This is a genomic window from Hallella sp. (genome assembly GCF_037460745.1).
Lineage (GTDB): Bacteria > Bacteroidota > Bacteroidia > Bacteroidales > Bacteroidaceae > Prevotella > Prevotella faecis.
In genome coordinates this window covers 19,355-40,463 of sequence record NZ_JAXVAE010000080.1, presented here as the reverse complement: position 1 = coordinate 40,463, position 21,109 = coordinate 19,355, and the positions used below count along the sequence as shown (strand labels likewise).

The window sequence follows — 21,109 nt, the reverse complement described above, 5'->3', positions numbered from 1 at the left end:
ATCTTCTTTTTCGCACAAAATATGTATCTTTGCATTCAAAACCTTGTTGCAACAGGGTTTGCTCGAAAAAAGAAAAGATATTCGGAAAATGGCAAAAATCATTGCATTAGCTAATCAGAAGGGCGGTGTGGGCAAGACAACCACCACCATCAATCTGGCTGCATCGCTGGCCACGCTGGAAAAGAAGGTTCTCGTCGTCGACGCTGACCCGCAGGCCAACGCATCCAGCGGATTGGGAGTAGACATCAGCGAAGTGGATTGCTCGCTCTATGAGTGCATCATCGACCACGCCGATGTGCGCGACGCCATCTACACCACCGACATTGAAGGGCTCGACATCATACCCAGCCACATCGACCTGGTGGGTGCCGAGATAGAGATGCTCAACCTCGACAACCGCGAGAAGGTCATCAAGAAAATTCTCGACCCACTGAAGACGGAGTACGATTACATACTCATCGACTGCTCACCCTCATTGGGCCTCATCACCGTCAACTCGCTGACGGCTGCCGACTCGGTCATCATCCCTGTGCAATGCGAGTATTTTGCATTGGAGGGAATCAGCAAACTGCTCAACACCATCAAGATCATCAAGAGCAAACTCAACCCGAAACTGGAGATCGAGGGATTCCTGCTGACCATGTACGACAGTCGTCTGCGCCTGGCCAACCAAATCTACGACGAGGTGAAACGCCATTTCCAGGAATTGGTTTTCAAGACCGTCATCCAGCGCAACGTGAAGCTCTCGGAAAGCCCCAGCCACGGTCTGCCCGTCATTCTCTACGACGCCGACTCCACAGGTGCCAAGAACCATTTGGCCTTGGCGAAGGAAATCATTGGCCACGAACATTAAACCACACCCATGACAGTACGCAAGAAATACAACGCCTTAGGTCGAGGACTCGACGCGCTGCTCTCTACGGAGGCCGTGCGCACAGCAGGGTCGTCAACCATCAACGAGATACCGCTGGACCAGATTGAGCCCAACGCCGACCAGCCCCGTAGCCTCTTCGACGAGGACGCACTGAAGGAGTTGGCCGTCAGCATCCACGAGATAGGCATCATTCAACCCATCACCCTGCGCCAGATAGCCGAAAACCGCTTCCAAATCATAGCCGGCGAGCGTCGTTGGCGCGCCTCGCAGATGGCCGGACTGAAGAGCATTCCCGCCTACATCCGCACCATCGACGACGAGAGCGTCATGGAGATGGCGCTCGTGGAGAACATCCAGCGCGAGGACCTCAACGCCATCGAAATAGCCCTGGCCTACGAACACTTGCTCGAACAGACAGGCATGACCCAGGAGAAGGTGTCGGAGCGTGTGGGCAAGAGCCGCACAGCCATCGCCAACTACCTCCGACTGCTGAAGTTGCCGGCACAGGTGCAGATGGCCTTGCAGAAGAAAGAGATCGACATGGGACACGCCCGTGCCCTGCTGGCGCTCAACAGTCCGTCGTTGCAGCTCAAGGTATTCAAGGAGATCCTGAAGAACGGATGGTCGGTCCGCAAGGTGGAGGAAATTGCGCAACACCTGAAAAACGGCGACGACATTGAGGACGGAAAGAAAAAAATTGTGGCCAAGCCACAACTTCCCGAGGAGTTCAACCAACTGAAAGACCGCCTGTCTTCATTCCTCCAAACCAAAGTGCAGATGACCTGCTCCAGCAAAGGCAAGGGAAAGATTAGCATTCCCTTCAACAACGCCGACGAATTGGAGCGCATCATGATGATTTTCGACCAAATCAAACAGCAATAGGTGAAACGTCTTAAGACCATAATCACACAGGTGGCAATGGCCACCGCCCTGCTCATGGGTGCGCCATCGGCCCACGCCCAAACCGATTCCGTGGCGGCGAACGCCCCGGCCCATCGGTCGTTGAAGCCAATAGCGTTGGCCGACGACAGCGCGCGCATCGACGGCGAACAACTGTTGGCTGTCGACACCACGGCCCTCTCCGTCATCGACAGCGCATCCGTCCGCCACAAGCGCAACTGGAGCACATGGCGACCCTCACCCAAACGCGCGCTATGGATGGCACTCGTCCTGCCGGGAGCCGGACAGATTTACAACCGCAAATATTGGAAACTTCCCATCATATACGGTGGGTTTGTGGGATGCGCCTACGCCATGCGTTGGAACAACATGATGTATCGCGACTACAGTCAGGCATACCTCGACATCATGGACAACGACCCCACAACCGAGAGCTACAACCAGTTTCTGCACCTCGGAACACAAATCACAGAAGCCAACAAGGCCCGCTGGCAGGAAATCTTCCGTAAACGAAAGGACCGTTACCGCCGTTGGCGCGACATGAGCTTCTTTGTCATGGTGGGCGTTTACGCCTTCTCGGTCATCGACGCCTACGTCGACGCATCGCTGTCGGAGTTTGACATATCGCCCGACTTGAGCCTCAACATCGCTCCCGCGGTGCTCAACGCCAACCCAAGCCAAGGCTCCCTGAGCCACGCAGCCATCGGCCTGCAATGCAGCCTGAGCTTCTAAGCAAAGGCCCACACCCCCAAAACATTATACGAATCGTCACTCCTCGCGCGTGGGCACACCACTCCACACGCATGGGAAACATAAAAAGAATAGAACCGTGAAGAAAATATCATTATGGATTGCCTTGCTCATGATGGGCTGCACCACCCCCACCCTCGCACAAATCAACGAGGAGAAGACGGTGGAAGTCACCAACTACCAAGGCAAAAAGGAAAACATCGAACTGCCGGCTTCCATGACACAGGAGCTCGACAGCCTCATGAACCTCTACAACGCGAAGACGCATCTCAAAGCCGACAGCGATTGCAACCTGCCCGATGTCAACCCGGTTTACGACCAAGAGGTTTACAAGGAGCGACTCGCACACTTGCCCACCGTCATCGAGATGCCCTACAACGATATCGTTCAGAAGTTTATCGACCGTTACAGTAGCGACCTTCGCCGCAAGGTGGCCTACATGCTCGGCGCGCAAAACTTCTACATGTCGACCTTCGAAGAGGCCCTTGAGGCCTACGACCTGCCCTTGGAGCTCAAATACTTGCCCGTCATCGAGTCGGGCCTCAACCCCAAGGCCGTATCGCGCGCCAAGGCCGTGGGCCTGTGGCAGTTTATGCTTCCCACCGCCAAACGTTACGGACTGACCATCAACTCGCTGGTTGATGAGCGTCGCGACATCATCAAGGCATCATACGCCGCCGCCCATTACCTGAGCGACCTCTACAAGATCTTTGGCGACTGGAACCTGGTCATCGCCGCATACAACTGTGGACCGGAGAAGATCAACAAGTCGATCCACCGCCTGAAGGGCGAGAAGGACTATTGGAAGATCTACTCCCTACTGCCAAAGGAGACACGCGGATATGTACCCGCCTTCATCGCCGCCAACTACATCATGAATTACTATTGCGAGCACAACATCTGCCCGCTTTCGGCCGACCTGCCCGCCAAGACCGACACCATCATGCTCGACCGCGACGTTCACTTCGAACAGATCGCCCATGTGATAGGAATCGACATCGAGCAACTGGAAGACCTGAACCCCCAATACCGTCGCAACATTGTGAATGGGAGCAGCAAGCTGTCGGCTCTGCGCCTTCCCGCCGACCTGGTGAACGTGTTCATCGACAACGAGGAGGCTGTTTACGCCTTCAATCCTAAGAACTACGTGCCCAAGCGCAAGGAGGCCGGACCTACCGACGGCGGCACTTACGTGGTGCACAACAACCAGGTGGTGCGCATCGAGAACCCCAACAGCCATGCCGCAAGCGCCTCTGCCACCGATGGAAACCTCGTAACCACCGTCATGGATGGCAACGAATATGATGCCACCGAGCGCAAGACCACCACGGCAACAAGCCGAAGCAGCGCGAGCCGCAAAAACCGCTCAAGTAGCAAGAGGTCGAGAAGCAGCAAGAGCAAAAAGCGTACCGCACGCTCAAAGAACATCACCATCAAGAACGGCGACACCCTGAGCGAGATTGCAGAGCGCCACCACACCACCGTGTCCAAGTTGCGCAAGCTGAACGGCATCAAGGGCAACAGCATCAGAGCCGGTAAGAAGATTAAGGTGAAATAATCACCTCACACCCTAAGGATACACCCCCAAGAAGCCTTTTCACACGTTTTCCCATTCGCCAAGTCATACCCATAAAACCCCAATGTCATGGATGAGCAAGAGCTGAAAAACAAAGAGCGCGAGGCCGCTGACGACAAGCTGATCACCGATGCGTTTCATCATCTGTTAGACACGTACCTCCATACGCGCCACCGCAAGAAGGTAGACATCATTACCAAGGCGTTCAACTTTGCGCGCCAAGCCCACAAGGGTGTGCGCCGCCTGTCGGGCGAGCCCTACATCATGCACCCCATTGCCGTGGCGCAGATAGCCTGCGAGGAGATGGGGCTGGGCTCGACGAGCATCTGTGCGGCCCTGCTCCACGACGTTGTGGAAGACACCGACTACACGGTGGAGGACCTGCAGAACATCTTCGGGCCTAAGATTGCCATGATTGTGGACGGCCTCACCAAGATCAGCGGTGGTATATTTGGCGACCACGCCTCAGCGCAGGCAGAGAACTTCAAGAAACTTCTGCTCACCATGAGCGATGACATCCGCGTCATCCTCATCAAAATTTGCGACCGCCTGCACAACATGCGCACCCTGGCCTCGCAGGCTCCCAACAAGCAATACAAGATTGCGGGCGAGACGCTCTACATCTATGCACCGCTGGCCAACCGCTTGGGACTCAACAAAATCAAGACGGAGCTGGAGGATCTGAGTTTCCGCTATGAGCACCCCGAGGCCTACGCCGACATCACCAACAAGCTCAATTTCACCAAGGAACAGCGCGACAAGCTCTTCGACGATTTCACGGCGCCCATCCGCAAGAAGCTCGACCAGATGGGAATCAGCTACCACATCAAGGCCCGCATCAAGAGTCCTTACTCCATCTGGTGCAAGATGCAGAACAAGCACGTCACCTTCGACGAGGTGTTCGACATTTTGGCCGTGCGCATCGTGTTCCTTCCCGACAACCGAAACGATGAGATCAACGAGTGCTTCCGTATCTACGTGGCCCTCAACCAGATATACAAGAGTCATCCCGACCGTCTGCGCGACTGGGTGAACCATCCCAAGGCCAACGGCTATCAGGCGCTCCACGTTACCATGATGAGCAACCAAGGCCAATGGATTGAGGTGCAAATACGCTCCGAGCGCATGGATGAGATTGCAGAACAAGGCTTCGCTGCCCACTGGAAATACAAGGAGGGCGACTTCAAGGAGGATGAGGATGAGCTCAACAAGTGGCTGGGAACCATCAAGGAAATTCTCGACGACCCACAGCCCGACGCCATGGACTTCCTCGACTCCATCAAGATGAACCTCTTCGCCTCGGAGATATTCGTCTTCACGCCGAAAGGTGAGGTGAAGACCATGCCGGCCAATTGCACCGTGCTCGACTTCGCCTTCCAAATCCACACCTTCCTGGGCAGCCATTGCATCGGCGCCAAGGTGAACCACAAACTGGTGCCCATGAGCCACAAGCTGAAGAGTGGCGACCAGGTGGAAGTGCTCACCTCCAACTCGCAACATGTCAAACCCGAATGGATTGGCTTTGTGGCCACGGCCAAAGCCAAGGGCAAGATACAGGCCATGTTGCGCCGCGAGAACCGCGAGTCGCAAAAGAAGGGCGAGGACATACTCAACAACTGGCTGAAAGCCAACGACATGGAATCGTCGATCCCCATTCTCGACAAGCTCTGCGAATACCACAATTTCCCCAAACACGACGACTTTTTCCAGGCTCTGGGCGAAGGAACCATTGAGCTTGACGACAAGGATCTTGATGTGCTTCAGGGCAAGGCCAACAAAGAGAAGAGTGGCGGCGGATGGCGTAAGTTTGTGCCTTTCTTGGGCAAAGGAAAGAAAGACAAGGGCAACGACGTTACTGTGCAACCCAGCAAGAGCCTGCTTGTGGTGGGCAAGGGCTTCAACAAGAAACTGCCTTGCATCATCCGCGAAGACACCATTGGCATGTATATCTTCCCCTCATGCTGCCACCCCATTCCCGGCGACGACATCCTCGGCTTCATCGACAACAAGAACCACGTAGAGATCCACAAGCGGTCGTGTCGCGTGGCCAGCAAACTGAAGACCAGCTACGGCCCGCGCATCCTCGACGCCAAGTGGGAAATGCACAAGCAACTCTTCTTCGATGCCACCATCGAGGTGCACGGAATAGACCGCAAGGGCATGCTTCACGATGTATCGGAGGTCATCTCGCAGAAGATGGACATCAACATCTGCCGAGTGAATTTCACCGCCAACCAAGGAATCTTCGAGGGGCAGATTGAGGTGCGTGTGCACGATCGCGCCGAGGTGAAGGTCATCATCGACGCCCTGAAGAAGATCGACGACATGAAAGAAGTGCAGCAAATCATCTAACCCCAATAACGACCACACAACAAAAGGGCCGTATCATCATCCCCGAATCAAAGGAGAGTTGATACGGCTCTTTTTATTAGAGGTGAAATGAAACTCAAACGACAGCGCGTGCTGGACGAAGCTCGTTTTGTGGGTATGGGATGCGAATTAGGGCAACAAACTATATTGCAATCTACATTGTTTTTGGCGACGACAAAAAGATTGGGCGGAAATACGCAATTCTCAGCGCATCTGCCTAACAATCTGACAAACAGCAACTTATCGCAAAAGTGAGATTTTTCACAGCCCACGCTTAACATTCCACACTGCGAAACATGCCTAACCGAGGGACGATACATGGTCTTTCGAGCCTCGAGACGTGGTCTTTCGAGGTGCGGTTAGGTAGGTATCGCAACTCGAAAGATGCCTAACGGTGAACGCACGCCGCAGATCTGGGACGGCGAGTACGGAGAAACAACGGTTTCGTTGGCTATTTCAACCCAAAAAGCCGCACAACTTTTGCGCCAAAAATCCTTACACTCCACACATCGGCGGCCATCTGTCGACCAACCTTCCTTTCCCGCTTCCAGCCTTAAACCCCAATCGGTCATTAGACCGAAACAGGTGGGTTGTTAGGACCTTCTGGATTCTTTCCAACTCTTGGCAGCGTTTCCTTCGGCATCTTGCTTCCATTCGCATTTCGCCATAGCCCGCTATGGCTTCAATGCGAATGTCGCAACCTGCTCGAAACAAACACTAACAAGAATTGAAATCTAATGACCGACTTGGGTTAAACGAGGCCGTTAAGCTGATCGCGAAGAAGTTTCAACTCGTTGCGCACGCTTGTCAAGGTCTCGAGAACCACCGACGACTTATCCACCGACTGACGGTTCTCGCGCATGTATTTGCGAGCGGCCGCAATCTTAAAACCCCTCACCTTCAGCAGGTTATACACCACCTTAAGTTGCTCCACATCTTTCTCGGTGTATTGGCGCACCTTTGTTGAGCTCACCGTACGGGGCTTGATGCTGGGAAATTCGGTTTCCCAATAACGCAAAGTGCTCTCGCTCACACCGATCAGCTGTGCCACCTCCTTGATGGAATAGTAAAGTTTCGTGTTCTTATCTGTGTTCAATACCATAACAACATGGATAATTGTTTGCCTGCAAAGATACAAATAAATTTTCCCACCAACCACTAACCAGTCCTATTTTTCTGTTTGTAAGCCTTTTCCCGCCTCAACCCACACGCCCTGGCTGGGCGCCTTTACCCATTCGCCCTCCCCCCAAAAGACACCAACCATAGGGCCGGCCTAATGATCATTGGGGTCCAAATGGAAGCGCTGGATAGGGCGACCCATGTCGTTTCCTATCCAGCGCGTATCATGTGTTGGTAATATTGGTCTATTGCGACGGTGCCGCCAGCGTTATCTTGCGCCCCTCATGGTGCCGCGACGCATTTCGTGCCGCATGTAGATGGCCTCAGGCCCATTGTTGCGAAACTCGCGATGATGCTTCTTCATATGCTTCATGTGCTTTTTCATATGCTTCATGTGCTTCTTCATCTTCTTTCCCGGATGACCATGTTTGTGGCCATAACCGTAATATCCATGTTGCGGATACTTCACGTAGATGTAGTGTACGTAAGCCTGGTCGCGCCAACCGATGGGGCGATAGAAATAGTTGGCTGCCCTGTAGCGCTTCCACTGCTTGCCCGTGAGCATACGCTTGAGCTCCTTGTTGCGCTTGTGCCACATGTACGAGTCGATGTCGCGGTAGCTGTTGATACCATTGAGATAAGCCAGGTTGATATTGAGAATGCTACCACGTTGGGCACTGGAGAGTCCCAGTTCGGCCACCATGCGGTCGGTGATAAAACTTGCTTCGGCCCTAACGCCAGCGAGTCTCTGAGCGCTAACCGATGTGAACATCATCATCGTAGCGAGGATAGCTAAAAATAAACGTTTCATAACTGTTGGTTTTAAGGGGGGTGTTACTTACTGTTTTTCTTGTTTCGATGGCAAAGATAGTGCTTTTCCAATGGCTTGCAAAGGGGAAATCCATAAAGCGAAGGGTGGATTTCCCTAAAACATCCGAGGGTTCCCCCAATAGCCTCTGGAAGGGTTGGAAATGCACAAGAGGCTGAACCCTTGTGTTTTCAGGAAAATTATTGCGTACGGAAAGAACCTTCTCCAATCTTTTTCGTACCTTTGCAGATGATAATCATGACATCACAAAAACAAAAAAATAGTATCACAATGATGACAGCTAATGAAATCCGCGACTCTTACTTGAAGTTTTTTGAGTCAAAAGGACACGTCATCGTACCTTCGGCTCCTATTGTAGTCAAGGACGACCCCACCCTCATGTTCACCAACGCTGGTATGAACCAGTGGAAAGACATTATTCTCGGCACCAAGGAACCCGACCCACGTCGTCGCACCGACTCGCAGAAATGCCTGCGCGTCAGCGGTAAGCATAACGACCTGGAGGAAGTGGGACGCGACTCGGCTCTGAGCCACCACACCATGTTTGAGATGCTCGGCAACTGGAGTTTCGGCGATTACTTCAAGGAGGGCGCCATCGACTACGCCTACGAGTATCTGGTCGACGTGCTCCACCTCGACCCGAAGGACCTCTACGTCACCGTGTTTGAGGGCGACGCCAGCGAGAACCTCGGCCGCGACGACGAGGCTGCCGGCTACTGGGCAAAGCATTTCCCCAAGAACCACATCGTCAACGGAAACAAGCACGACAACTTCTGGGAGATGGGCGACACAGGCCCCTGCGGTCCCTGCTCGGAGATCCACATCGACTTCCGCTCTGAGGAAGAGAAGGCCAAGGTGCCTGGCGAGGAACTGGTCAACAAGGACCACCCGCAGGTTATCGAGATTTGGAACATCGTGTTCATGCAGTATAACCGCAAGGCCGACGGCAGCCTGGAGCCGCTGAAGATGCACGTCATCGATACGGGCATGGGCTTCGAGCGCCTGGTGCGCCTCATGCAGGGCAAGGGTTCCAACTACGACACCGACATCTTCACGCCCATCATCACCGAGATCGAAAACCTCTCGGGCAAGAAATACAGCCACACCTTCCCCGAAGGACCCAACGGCGAGGGCACCAACGCTGAGCAAAAGGTCGACATCGCCATCCGCGTAGTGGCCGACCACCTCAGAGCCGTGGCTTTCTCCATCGCCGACGGCCAGTTGCCCAGCAACGCCAAGGCTGGCTATGTCATCCGCCGCATCCTGCGCCGCGCCGTGCGCTACGCCTACACGTTCCTCGACCAGAAGGCTCCGTTCATGTATAAGCTCGTTCCCGTGCTCGTTCATGAGATGGGCGGCGCTTACCCCGAACTGCCCGCACAGCAGGAGCTCATCAGCCGTGTCATCAAGGAGGAGGAAGACAGCTTCCTGCGCACCTTGGAGAAGGGCATCCAGTTGCTCAACGGCGACATGGACGAACTGAAGAAGAACGCCAAGACGCAGCTCGACGGCGAGAAGGCTTTCCGCCTCTTCGACACCTACGGTTTCCCGCTCGACCTCACCGAACTGATCTGCGGCGAGAACGGTTTCACCGTCGACGAGGAGGGCTTCGACCGCGAGATGGACAAGCAGAAGGCACGCGCCCGCAACGCCGCTGCCGTGGAGAACGGCGACTGGGTGGAGATCAAGAATGGCGAACAGGAGTTCGTGGGTTACGACTACACCGAGTATGAGTGCCACATCCTGCGCTACCGCAAGGTCACACAGAAGAAGAACACTTTCTACGAGGTGGTGCTCGACCATACGCCTTTCTACGGCGAGATGGGTGGCCAGGTGGGCGACCAAGGCTCCCTGGTATCGGAGAACGAGACCGTCGACGTCATCGACACCAAGCGCGAGAACAACCAGAGCGTACATATCATCAAGAAATTGCCCCAGAACATCGAGGCCGACTTCATGGCTTGCGTCGACACCGACAAGCGCAACGCATCGGCTGCCAACCACACCGCCACCCACTTGCTCGACTATGCGCTGAAGCAGGTGCTCGGCGGCCACGTGGAGCAGAAGGGTTCTTTCGTCAGCCCCACAACATTGCGCTTCGACTTCTCCCACTTCCAAAAGGTAACCGACGAGGAGTTGCGCCAGGTAGAGCGTTTGGTCAACAAGATGATTCGCGAAGACTACGCGCTCGACGAGCACCGCAACGTGCCCATCGAGGAGGCTAAGGAGCTTGGCGCCATCGCCCTCTTCGGCGAGAAGTATGGCGACAAGGTTCGAGTGGTTCGCTTCGGTCCCACTTGCGAGTTCTGCGGTGGTATCCACGCCACAAGCACAGGCCGCATCGGCTTCTTCAAGATTTTGGGCGAGAGCAGCGTGGCTGCGGGCGTTCGACGCATCGAGGCCATTACTGGCGACCAGTGTGAGGAGGCCATCTACCAGGTGGAGGACACGCTGAAAGCCATCCGCGCCCTGTTCAACAACGCCAAGGACCTGAAGGCCACCATCGCCAAGCACATCGAGGAGAACGCAGCCATGAAGAAGAGCATCGAGAGCTTCCGCCAGCAGGCTGTGGAGCGCACCGTGAAGAAGCTCGTGGAGAACACCGTCAACGTCAACGGCACAACAGTGGTGAAGGCCACGCTGCCCATTGATCCCGCTTCGGCCAAGGACATCGTATTCAAGGTTCGCGAGAAGATTTCCTCAAACCTCTTGTGCGTGCTCGGCACCGTGCACGAGGGTCGTCCGGCTCTCTCCGTGATGCTGTCCGACGACATGGTGAGCGAGCATGAGCTCAACGCTGGCAAGATGATCCGCGAGGCCGCCAAGCTCATCCAAGGCGGTGGCGGCGGTCAGCCCCACTACGCTCAGGCCGGCGGCAAGAACGCCGATGGCATCAGCGCAGCCGTCGACAAGGTGATTGAGCTGGCCAACCTCTAACCCCCACACAGGCGAATAAGCATCATGACACCAAACGTGAACGTACAAGACACGAGCCATATCCGCATGAGCGAGAACATCATCGTGGCCGATGCCGATTACATCGACTATGTGGCCTTCCAGTTGAGTGTGCAGTTTGAGCGCATACTCAACCGCCGCATACCGCAGGCCGACCTGAGCCGATGGGCCATCAACGTGGCCCTCGACGGAGGGTTGCGCGCCACGGAGGGCGTGAAGCACGAAACACAGGTGGTGCTCGTCCACGACAAGGGTAAGACCAAGCTCGAAAACTTCGCACCGTCCAACTACGCCAAGGAACTGAACGCGCAGGCTTTCGAGGACCCCACATTCGGCGAGTTTCTCGTCAACGCCTACGCTGTGGGCGATGTGGTGAGCAAAGACGATTACATCCTCGACACCGTGCAGACCTTTACCCAGCACCCAGAAGTGAAGCGCCTCATGGTCATCCCCAACGGCGAGCAGGGCGATCTCTACGGACAGCTCAGACGTATGTTGCACAATGTGGACAACGACCAGCGCATCACGCTCTTCGCCATGCAACCCATGGAGGGAGGCAACTTCCGACAGGAGATACTGGGCTACTCCATGTTGAGCGCCCTGGGCATACGGGGTGATGAAATCAAGTGAGCGAAACGGGCGCCCAACAAGCGTGGGCGCCCATAGCAAACCATATTCATGAACCTAAAAAATCACAAACAAGACACATGCATAAAGTATTAATGATTGGCGCTGGTGGCGTGGCCACCGTTTGCGCATTTAAGATTGCACAAAATAAGGAGGTGTTCTCCGAGTTGATGATTGCCAGCCACCACGTGGAGAAATGTGACCGTTTGGCCAAAGCCATCCACGACAAGGGCTACGACTTGAACATCAAGACGGCCGAGGTGGATGCCGACGACGTGGAGCAACTGAAGGCGCTCTTCAATAGCTACAAGCCTGAGCTGGTCATCAACCTGGCCCTGCCCTACCAAGACCTGACCATCATGGATGCTTGCTTGGCTTGCGGATGCAACTACCTCGACACGGCCAACTATGAGCCGAAGGACGAGGCCCACTTCGAATACAGCTGGCAGTGGGCATACAAGGAGCGCTTCGAGCAGGCTGGCCTTACCGCCATCCTCGGTTGCGGCTTCGACCCGGGTGTGTCGCAGGCTTACACGGCCTACGCCGCCAAGCATCACTTCGACGAGATCGAGTATCTCGACATCGTCGACTGCAACGCCGGAAACCACCACAAGGCTTTCGCTACCAACTTCAATCCGGAGATCAACATCCGCGAGATCACACAGAAGGGACTCTATTACGAGAACGGAAAGTGGATCGAGACGGAGCCGTTGGAGGTTCACAAGGAGCTCAACTACCCCAACATCGGTGGACGCGAGAGCTACCTCATGCACCACGAGGAACTGGAGAGCCTGGTGAAAAACTATCCCACCATCAAGCGCGCACGCTTCTGGATGACCTTCGGACAGCAGTATCTCACCTATCTCGACTGCATACAGAACCTGGGTATGAGCCGCATCGACGAGGTGACCTACGAGGCTCCGTTGGCCGACGATCCCACCAAGACGGTGAAGGTAAACATCGTTCCGTTGCAGTTCCTCAAGGCTGTGCTGCCCAATCCGCAGGACCTCGGAGCCAACTACGACGGCGAGACCAGCATCGGTTGCCGCATCAGAGGAATCAAGGACGGCAAGGAGCACACCTATTATATATATAACAACTGCAAGCACCAAGACGCTTACGAGGAGACTGGCATGCAGGGCGTGAGCTACACCACGGGCGTACCGGCCATGGCTGGCGCCATGATGTTCCTGAAAGGTCTGTGGAGCAAGCCCGGTGTGTGGAACGTGGAAGACTTCGACCCAGACCCATTCCTGCAGGTGCTCAACGAGCAGGGACTGCCTTGGCACGAGGTGTTCGACCAGGACATCGAGTTATAAGCATCGATTATTTTAATTCCATATAACTTATTGATATGGCAAAAACAGAAGAACAACTGGCAGCGGAAAAGGCCGCACAGCAGAAAGCGGAGAAAGACGCGAAGCTGAAGGCGCTCCAGGCTGCCATGAGCAAAATAGAGAAAGACTTCGGAAAGGGCTCGATCATGCGCATGGGCGACGAGAACATCGAGGCTGTCGACGTTATTTCGACAGGCTCCATCGGGCTCGACGTGGCATTGGGCGTGGGCGGTTATCCCCGCGGACGCATCATCGAGATCTACGGTCCGGAGTCGTCAGGTAAGACCACACTGGCCATCCACGCCATCGCTGAGGCCCAGAAGAAGGGCGGCATCGCCGCTTTCATCGACGCTGAGCACGCTTTCGACCGCTTCTATGCCGAGAAGTTGGGCGTGGATGTCGACAACCTTTGGATTTCACAGCCCGACAACGGTGAGCAGGCCCTGCAAATCGCCGACCAGCTCATCAGTTCATCGGCTGTCGACATCTTGGTGGTCGACTCTGTGGCTGCCCTTACACCGAAAAAGGAGATTGAGGGCGGCATGGGCGACTCGGTAGTGGGTCTGCAGGCCCGACTGATGAGCCAGGCCCTGCGCAAGCTCACATCGACCATCTCAAAGACCAACACCTGCTGCATCTTCATCAACCAGTTGCGCGAGAAGATCGGTGTGATGTTTGGCAATCCGGAGACCACCACTGGTGGTAACGCCCTGAAGTTCTACGCCAGCGTGCGCCTCGACATTCGTCGCGTAACGAGCCTGAAGGATGGCGACAACATCATCGGCAACCATGTTCGCGTGAAGGTGGTGAAGAACAAGGTGGCTCCTCCCTTCCGCAAGTGTGAGTTCGACGTGATGTTCGGCTGCGGAATCAACAAGACTGGCGAGTTGGTCGATCTCGGTGTAGAGTACAACATCATTCAGAAAAGTGGCAGCTGGTTTAGCTACAACGGCTCCAAACTGGCACAAGGCCGCGACGCCACGATGTCGTTGCTGCGCGACAACCCCGAGCTCTGCGAGGAGTTGGAGGGCTTGGTTATGCAGGCCATCAAGGACCAAGACGCATAAGTCATCATAGGCTCGCATCCTTACGAAACGCGACAGATGCCTCTTCGCGAGGCTCAACGAAAGCGAAGCCATAAACGCAGGATGACGAACCCATTCGATAAAGGCGCATCAGAATAACACCTGATGCGCCTTTTTTGTTTAGCAATTGCTTGAAAGATCGTTCATCTGTTGATCCAAAAGCACGAGTTGACCATCACACGGATGAGGGATTGACCCCTCTCATCCCATCAGTTCTCTCTCCAGAACTGCGGAGTGAGTATCATCAGAATGGAGAATATCTCCAAACGGCCAATCAGCATCAAGGCCGACGCCACCCACTTGGAAAGGTCGGGCAAGTCAGACCAGGCTATATGGTTCGTAGTGCTGAACATCAACGATGGTCCCGCATTGGCCAAACTTGCGATAGCTATGGAGATGGAGTTCTCCACATCGATATTGTCGGCCATCAGGATAGCGACGGAAAGGAGCAGCAATAGCAGGTACGACGTAGTGAAAGCCAACAACGACACACGATGGGAGTTGTCCACATTCTGCCCGTCGATCTTCAAAGGCAACACAGCATTGGGATGCAATCGCTGGCGCATCTCGTTCTTGATGATCTTGAGCAACATCACCACGCGGGCACATTTCATACCTCCAGTGGTGCTTCCGCCACACGCACCCACAGCCATGCCTACCCAAAGCACCAGCCAGGTAAGATGATGCCAACGCACCACATCGTCGTTCGAATAACCCGTTGTTGTAATCAACGACACCACTTGGAATATCGATGAGCGGAACGCAAACTCGAAATCGTATCCGTTCCACGCCATGAGTTCCGCCATGACAATGGCAGCGCAACTGAGCACAAAGAAGGTATAGAACTTAAACTCGGAACTTTTCCAAAGGTTGCGCAGCTTCAACTTAGACACGGAGAAATAGAGCAGCGTGAAGTTGACACCCGAGATGAAACAAAAGAATGTGGCCGTGTACTCCAAGGCGGGGGAGTTTTCGAAGATACACTTGTTGTCGATCACAAAACCTCCCGTAGCGGCCGTGGTCATGGCATAATTGATGCCGTGGAACCAATCCATGCCAAACAACATGTAGCAGGCACAACAACTGGCCGTGATAAACACGTAGACGAGCCAAAGCCACTTGGCGCACATCGACAAGCGAGGGTGCAACTTGTTCTGCATGGGACCCGTAGCCTCTGCCGCAAACACCCTGGTGCTTCCACCCACCACCGACGGCAGGATGGCGATCGTGAAGAACACGATACCCAATCCACCCAACCACTGGGAGAGCGAGCGCCAGAAAAGGATGCCGTGAGGCAACGCCTCCACGTCATTGATGATGGAAGAGCCAGTGGAAGTGAAGCCCGACGCGCTTTCGAAGAAGGCGTCGGTGAAACTGGGTATGTAGCCTCCGAAAAGAAAAGGCATGGTTCCAAATAAGGAGAAAAAGAGCCATGAGAGCGTCACCACGACAAAGGAGTCGCGGCGCGAAAGCCTGTTCTCCGCATTGCGTCCATGGTATTTGAACAAGAATCCGAAGAACACCGTAACCACGATAGACACCATGAACGGCAGGATGTCGTCTTCGCCAAAGACAAAAGCCATTCCCAGGCAGACAATCATCAATAGGGCTTCCAAGAACAGAAGCGATCCCAGAATCTTGTTTATGATTTTAAAGTTGATCACCTTTCAAATGTTTCAGTTTACAATCAAAACATCTTCTCGATTTGTTTCATATTCACATCATGGCAGAACACCACCACGATATCGCCGGGATTGATCTTCGTGTTACCCGAAACGAGCATTCCCTCTCCGTTCCTCACCAGTCCGCCAATGGTCATTCCCTTGGGCAGGCCCAGGTCTTTCACGGGCTTCAGCGTGATGCGTGCTCCCTCCTTGGCCACAAATTCGCCCACATCGGCGTTGGCCTGCATGAGAAACGTGACATTCATCACGTCGGCGTCGAGCATGAGCTGATAGATGCGACTGGCGGCAATGGCCTTCTTATTGATGATGGTTCCTATGTCGAGACTCTCGGCCATACTCGCATAGTCCATGTTCTCCACCACGGCCACAGTCTTTCTCACGCCCAATCGCTTGGCCGTCAGACAAGCCAAGATATTGGTTTCGGCATTTCCCGTGAGCGCCACAAAGGCTTGTGTGTTTCTGATTCCCTCATCCATGAGCATCGAGATGTCGCGTGCGTCGCCATTGATGACCAGCGTTTTCTCGCCCAATACCTGGTTGAGCACCTCACAACGGTCATTATCTATCTCAAACAGTTTGACGTTCAGGTACTCGGGCATGGTCTGTATGGCTCTCACGGCTGTGGCACCTCCCCCCATCACCATCACGTTCTTCACGTCGGCATAGTTCTCCTTGCCCACAATCTTGCGCATGTATGGGATGAAGGGACGTGTGGTCATGAAGTAGGCCAGATCAAAGCATTTCAGTTCGTCGTTACCACCCGGGATGATGGTTTCACCGCTCCGCTTGATGGCCACCACGTGGTACGGGTCGTTGGGGCCGCACAGGTTCTTAAGGGGTTGGTTGAGGATTTCGCAGTTCTCACGCAACTTGATACCCAGCATGACAAGCGCTCCATCGTGCACATCCCACCTTCTTCTGACCCACGACATCTTCAGTCCGCTGTTGATGTCGCGCGCGGCCAGCACCTCCGGATAGATAATGCGGTCTACACCGAGGTTTTTATAAAAAGCCTTGATTTCCTCTTCCGCATATTCAGCGTCGCCCACCTTCGCCACAGTCTTCTTGGCTCCCAAGGCGTGGGCCATGATGCAACACACGATATTGGTGTTCTCGTCGGGCGTAACGGCAATAAACAGGTCGGCGGCGGCCGTGTTGGCTTCTTTCAGCGTCTTCACACTGGTGGGCGAACCCTGCAGAGTGAGCAGGTCGTAGTCGAAGCCAATCTTCGCCAGTCGTTCTTGATCGCTGTCGATGACGGTTATTTCCTCTTGGTTGCGCGACAAGAGTCGGGCCAAGTGGGTTCCGATGGCGTAAGCGCCGCAAATGATGATTTTCATTCCTTTTTCAACTCCTTGATTAGCTTCATGATGCTTTCCTTGTCGAATCCGCAGATGTGCTTCAACTGGTCGACAGAGCCATGCTCCACGAAATGGTCGGGCATGCCCAGTCGATGCACGGCAGGTGTGTATCCGTGATCACTCATCCATTCGAGCACCGCCGATCCCATTCCTCCCTCGCGCGATCCGTCTTCCACGGTGATGAGGGTTGAATAATTGTCGGCTACCTCCTTGAGGAGCGCCTCATCGAGCGGTTTCAGGAAGCGCATGTCGTAGTGGGCCACATCGAGTCCGCTCTCTTGTATGGCAGCTTCCACGTCGTATCCCACTGGGCCAATGGTCAGCACGGCCAGTCCTTGGCCTTTGCGGATGCATCGGCCAGTGCCCACGGCCACCTCCTCGAGGTCGCATTTCCAGTCGGTATCGTGGCATCGGCCACGTGGATAACGAATGACAAACGTGCCCATGCCAGGCTTTTGGGCGGTAAACATGAGCCTGCGCAACTCCTTTCCGTCCATCGGCGAGGCGATGGTCAGGTTGGGGATGGGACGCAAGGCGGACATATCGAACGCGCCATGATGGGTGGCTCCGTCCTCGCCAACAATGCCAGCGCGGTCCAAGCAGAGCACCACGGGCAGGTTGAGCAACGCCAAGTCGTGGATGATATTGTCGTAAGCGCGTTGTGCAAAGGAACTGTAGATGTTGCAGAAGGGCTGCAATCCATCCTTGGCCATGCCGCCCGAGAAGGTCACAGCGTGCCCCTCGGCTATGCCCACGTCGAACACGCGGTCGGGCATCTGCCTCATCATGGTTATCATGGAGCACCCTGTGGGCATGGCAGGCGTAACGCCCACAATCTTGGGATTTTGCTCTGCGAGCTCAAGCAGGGTGTCGCCAAACACGTCCTGGAACTTAGGCGGCTTGCCGCAACTGTCGTCCACCAGGCGTTTTCCGGTCTCAGGGTCGAACTTTCCAGGGGCGTGCCACACGGTGGCCGCTTTCTCAGCGGGCTTGTATCCCTTGCCCTTCACCGTATGCAAATGGAGCAACTTGGGGCCCTTCATGTCTTTGAGTTGGCTCAACAGGCGCACCACCTCCTTCACATCGTGGCCATCGAACGGTCCGAAGTAGCGGATGTTCATGCCCTCGAAGATGTTTTGCTGATGACTGATGGCGCTCTTGATGGCGTTGTTCAGGCGAATAAGTCCCTTCCGGCGGTCTTCATTGAGGTAGCCTTTGTCGTGCAACCAGCGCGAGGCCTTGAAACGAAGGCGGTTGTAGGTGGCGTTGGTATCGAGATTCAACAAGTATTTCTCCATGCCGCCCACGGCGTGGTCGATGCTCATATCGTTGTCGTTGAGGATGATGAGCAGGTCGTTGGGAGTGGAACTTACGTTGTTGATACCCTCGAAAGCCAGTCCTCCGCTCATGGCTCCGTCGCCAATGACGGCTACAACATGGCGTTGGCTGTCGCCTATTTTCTTCGCCGCCACAGCCATTCCCAGCGCTGCCGAGATGCTGTTGCTGGCGTGCCCGCAAGTGAAGGTGTCGTATTCGCTCTCCACAGGCGTTGGGAACGGATGCAGTCCGCCCAACTTGCGGTTGGTGGCAAACTCCTCGCGACGTCCCGTAAGAATCTTATGGCCGTATGCCTGATGGCCCACATCCCACACGATGCGGTCCTCGGGCGTGTTGAAAACATAGTGCAAAGCCACTGTGATTTCCACCACGCCGAGACTGGAGGCGAAGTGGCCGGGGTTGACCGAGACCTCGTCGATGATGTCCTGACGAAGTTCTTGGCACACCTCGGGCAACTGCTCGACGCTCAATTTGCGCAAGTCGGCAGGACTTTGTATTTGACTTAATAGATTGTACTTCTCTTGATCCATGAATTGTAGAATGGATTAACCTTGCAAAGATACAATAAATAAATGATAATGCGCTCAACTAACAGCAAAATAATCCCCGTGCGCCTTTTTATTGGCGCATACTCATCGACGCCAGCCCTTTTTGCGTTTCCTGCAACAAATATGCTGCTTTTCGGAAGAAAAAAACGATGAATTCATTTCATTCTCGACCTTTTTGCATTATCTTTGCAGAAGATAGGCGGCGCTCGGCAATTCGAAAGCAAGCTTTCATTGCGCTCACTGGCACTATCTTTGCAGAAGATAGGCGGCGCTCGGCATCATTAGGCGTTGGCCTTATCTTTACTAATAATGAGAAACATAATCATCAACCTATCTTCATTATGAACAAAAAAACTATTATGTTGGCGGCGTTCCTCGTCATGTCGGGTGCTGCCATGGCACAGAAGGCCGACGGTGGCATCTCCTCGCAAATGTTGCAGCAGATCGAGGCGGCTCAGGGCAACACTCCTACCAGCGCTGCTCTCGTAAACGCCATCGCGTCGAACAAGATCGACGACTTGGCCAAGAGCTACAAGAGTTTGGGACAAGTGGACAACCTCTTCAGCGTGGAGACTCCCGCACAGAACATTCATAACCAGCAGAGCAGCGGACGTTGCTGGATGTTCTCGGGCATGAATGTGCTGCGCGCCAACTTCGCCAAGGCTCACAACGACACGCTGCGCGTGGAATATTCGCAGGCTTACCTCTTCTTCTACGACCAGTTGGAGAAGGCCAACCTGATGCTTCAGGGTGTCATCGACTGCGCCGACAAGCCCTTTGAGGACAAGCGCGTGCAGTTCTTCTTCCAGCATCCCATCAACGATGGTGGCACGTTCTGCGGTGTGGCCGACCTGGTGGAGAAGTATGGTTTGGTACCCATGAGCGCCATGCCCGAGACTTATTCGTCGGAAAACACGGCGACCGTTGACAGATTGGTTACGTCGAAGTTGCGCGAATATGGCTTGGAGCTGCGCAAGATGGTGAGCAGCGGCAAGAAGGCCGCAGCCGTGAAGAAGCGCAAGACGGAGATGTTGGCAACCATCTACCACATGTTGTCGATGACGCTCGGCGAGCCCGTGAAGGAGTTTACCTATGCCTTCAAGAACAAGGCTGGCAAGGTGGTGACCCCCGCCAAGAAGTACACTCCGAAGGAGTTCTACGACGAGACCGTGGGCCACAAGCTCACCGGTTCGTTCATCATGGTGATGAACGATCCTCGTCGCCCCTACTATAAGACCTACGAGGTGGAGCTTGACCGTCACACCTACGACGGCCACAACTGGAAATACCTCAACCTGCCGATGGAGGACATCGCCAAGTTGGCCATCGCCTCTCTGAAAGACGGCCACAAGTTGTACTCAAGCTATGATGTAGGCAAGCAGTTCGACCGTAAGCGCGGCGTGCTCGATCTTAACAATTACGATTACGGATCACTCTTCGGAACCACATTTGGCATGAACAAGGCCGAGCGCATCGAGACCTTCGACAGCGGTTCCACACACGCCATGACGCTCACAGCCGTCGACCTCGACGCCAACGGCAACCCGCTGAAGTGGAAGGTTGAGAACAGCTGGGGTGCTTCTAACGGCGTTAACGGCTGCCTGATCATGACCAACGACTGGTTCAACGAGTATATGTTCCGCCTGGTGGTCAACAAGCGCTACGCCTCTGAGGAGACGCTGAAGCAGTTCGACCAGAAGCCCATCATGGTGACACCCGACGACCCCTTGTTCCAAGAGGACATGTAAACAGACG

Annotated in this window: 15 protein-coding genes; 10 read left to right on the top strand and 5 right to left on the bottom strand. The window is 54.7% G+C overall.

The genetic code is table 11. The features are described 5' to 3' along the window. The first annotated feature begins 88 nt into the window (after positions 1-88). The 5 genes from WKK33_RS04560 to WKK33_RS04540 all read left to right on the top strand — a co-directional run bounded on the left by WKK33_RS04560 (position 89) and on the right by WKK33_RS04540 (position 6,452). On the top strand, positions 89-853 hold the full coding sequence (locus tag WKK33_RS04560) for an AAA family ATPase (RefSeq protein ID WP_215759425.1): 765 nt from the start codon (positions 89-91) through the stop codon (positions 851-853). Between the two features lie 9 nt (positions 854-862). Further along, a complete protein-coding gene (locus WKK33_RS04555; protein ID WP_215759426.1) occupies positions 863-1,756 on the top strand; it encodes a ParB/RepB/Spo0J family partition protein in 894 nt (297 codons plus the stop codon). Positions 1,757-1,792: 36 nt separating this feature from the next. After that, positions 1,793-2,506, top strand: coding sequence for a DUF5683 domain-containing protein (locus WKK33_RS04550; protein WP_337636877.1), 714 nt, complete (start codon positions 1,793-1,795; stop codon positions 2,504-2,506). Between the two features lie 130 nt (positions 2,507-2,636). Then, entirely contained in the window at positions 2,637-4,082 is a 1,446-nt protein-coding gene (locus WKK33_RS04545; RefSeq protein WP_337932701.1) for a transglycosylase SLT domain-containing protein, read from the top strand. 87 nt (positions 4,083-4,169) lie between these two features. Continuing rightward, positions 4,170-6,452 (top strand): RelA/SpoT family protein, encoded by a 2,283-nt coding sequence (locus WKK33_RS04540; protein ID WP_337678024.1) that lies wholly within the window; start codon positions 4,170-4,172, stop codon positions 6,450-6,452. A 769-nt stretch (positions 6,453-7,221) separates the two neighbouring features. Here WKK33_RS04540 and WKK33_RS04535 read toward each other — a convergent pair. Next, the gene (locus WKK33_RS04535) at positions 7,222-7,572 is read right to left on the bottom strand and encodes a MerR family transcriptional regulator (protein ID WP_215759428.1); all 351 of its coding nucleotides are present in this window, start codon (positions 7,570-7,572) and stop codon (positions 7,222-7,224) included. Positions 7,573-7,857: 285 nt separating this feature from the next. Next, positions 7,858-8,400: a hypothetical protein gene (locus tag WKK33_RS04530; protein ID WP_337469296.1), complete on the bottom strand. Its 543-nt coding sequence runs from the start codon at positions 8,398-8,400 to the stop codon at positions 7,858-7,860. A gap of 288 nt (positions 8,401-8,688) precedes the next feature. On the opposite strand from WKK33_RS04530, the gene alaS reads away from it, so the two are divergent. The 4 genes from alaS (at position 8,689) to recA (ending at position 14,404) form a co-directional block, all read left to right on the top strand. Next, positions 8,689-11,355: an alanine--tRNA ligase gene (alaS, locus tag WKK33_RS04525; RefSeq protein WP_337932685.1), complete on the top strand. Its 2,667-nt coding sequence runs from the start codon at positions 8,689-8,691 to the stop codon at positions 11,353-11,355. Positions 11,356-11,391: 36 nt separating this feature from the next. Further along, positions 11,392-12,003, top strand: a complete 612-nt coding sequence (locus WKK33_RS04520; protein WP_337932699.1) for a DUF6621 family protein — start codon at positions 11,392-11,394, stop codon at positions 12,001-12,003. 77 nt (positions 12,004-12,080) lie between these two features. Then, on the top strand, positions 12,081-13,319 hold the full coding sequence (locus WKK33_RS04515; RefSeq protein ID WP_337469727.1) for a saccharopine dehydrogenase family protein: 1,239 nt from the start codon (positions 12,081-12,083) through the stop codon (positions 13,317-13,319). Between the two features lie 35 nt (positions 13,320-13,354). Beyond that, on the top strand, positions 13,355-14,404 hold the full coding sequence (recA, locus tag WKK33_RS04510) for a recombinase RecA (protein ID WP_337469728.1): 1,050 nt from the start codon (positions 13,355-13,357) through the stop codon (positions 14,402-14,404). Positions 14,405-14,631: 227 nt separating this feature from the next. Here recA and WKK33_RS04505 read toward each other — a convergent pair whose 3' ends face one another. The 3 genes from WKK33_RS04505 to dxs are packed head-to-tail and all read right to left on the bottom strand — an operon-like array spanning position 14,632 to position 19,336. Next, positions 14,632-16,086: a TrkH family potassium uptake protein gene (locus WKK33_RS04505; protein ID WP_330002865.1), complete on the bottom strand. Its 1,455-nt coding sequence runs from the start codon at positions 16,084-16,086 to the stop codon at positions 14,632-14,634. A 23-nt stretch (positions 16,087-16,109) separates the two neighbouring features. Beyond that, positions 16,110-17,447 carry a Trk system potassium transporter TrkA gene (gene trkA / locus WKK33_RS04500; protein WP_337932682.1) on the bottom strand — a complete coding sequence of 446 codons (1,338 nt, stop codon included), beginning with the start codon at positions 17,445-17,447 and terminating at the stop codon, positions 16,110-16,112. Then, positions 17,444-19,336, bottom strand: coding sequence for a 1-deoxy-D-xylulose-5-phosphate synthase (gene dxs, locus WKK33_RS04495; RefSeq protein ID WP_337932680.1), 1,893 nt, complete (start codon positions 19,334-19,336; stop codon positions 17,444-17,446). Before dxs ends, trkA begins: the two co-directional genes overlap by 4 nt. A 359-nt stretch (positions 19,337-19,695) precedes the next feature. Between dxs and WKK33_RS04490 the strand changes: the two genes are divergently transcribed. Continuing rightward, entirely contained in the window at positions 19,696-21,102 is a 1,407-nt protein-coding gene (locus WKK33_RS04490; protein WP_337932679.1) for a C1 family peptidase, read from the top strand. Positions 21,103-21,109: the final 7 nt, after the last annotated feature.

Coding starts and splice junctions, on each gene's coding strand:
- WKK33_RS04555 (WP_215759426.1), top strand. CDS start 863: ATGACAGTACGCAAGAAATACAACGCCTTAGGTCGAGGACTCGACGCG.
- dxs (WP_337932680.1), bottom strand. CDS start 19,336: ATGGATCAAGAGAAGTACAATCTATTAAGTCAAATACAAAGTCCTGCC.
- WKK33_RS04490 (WP_337932679.1), top strand. CDS start 19,696: ATGAACAAAAAAACTATTATGTTGGCGGCGTTCCTCGTCATGTCGGGT.
- WKK33_RS04535 (WP_215759428.1), bottom strand. CDS start 7,572: ATGGTATTGAACACAGATAAGAACACGAAACTTTACTATTCCATCAAG.
- recA (WP_337469728.1), top strand. CDS start 13,355: ATGGCAAAAACAGAAGAACAACTGGCAGCGGAAAAGGCCGCACAGCAG.
- trkA (WP_337932682.1), bottom strand. CDS start 17,447: ATGAAAATCATCATTTGCGGCGCTTACGCCATCGGAACCCACTTGGCC.
- WKK33_RS04550 (WP_337636877.1), top strand. CDS start 1,793: ATGGCCACCGCCCTGCTCATGGGTGCGCCATCGGCCCACGCCCAAACC.
- WKK33_RS04515 (WP_337469727.1), top strand. CDS start 12,081: ATGCATAAAGTATTAATGATTGGCGCTGGTGGCGTGGCCACCGTTTGC.
- WKK33_RS04540 (WP_337678024.1), top strand. CDS start 4,170: ATGGATGAGCAAGAGCTGAAAAACAAAGAGCGCGAGGCCGCTGACGAC.
- WKK33_RS04560 (WP_215759425.1), top strand. CDS start 89: ATGGCAAAAATCATTGCATTAGCTAATCAGAAGGGCGGTGTGGGCAAG.
- alaS (WP_337932685.1), top strand. CDS start 8,689: ATGATGACAGCTAATGAAATCCGCGACTCTTACTTGAAGTTTTTTGAG.
- WKK33_RS04530 (WP_337469296.1), bottom strand. CDS start 8,400: ATGAAACGTTTATTTTTAGCTATCCTCGCTACGATGATGATGTTCACA.
- WKK33_RS04545 (WP_337932701.1), top strand. CDS start 2,637: ATGATGGGCTGCACCACCCCCACCCTCGCACAAATCAACGAGGAGAAG.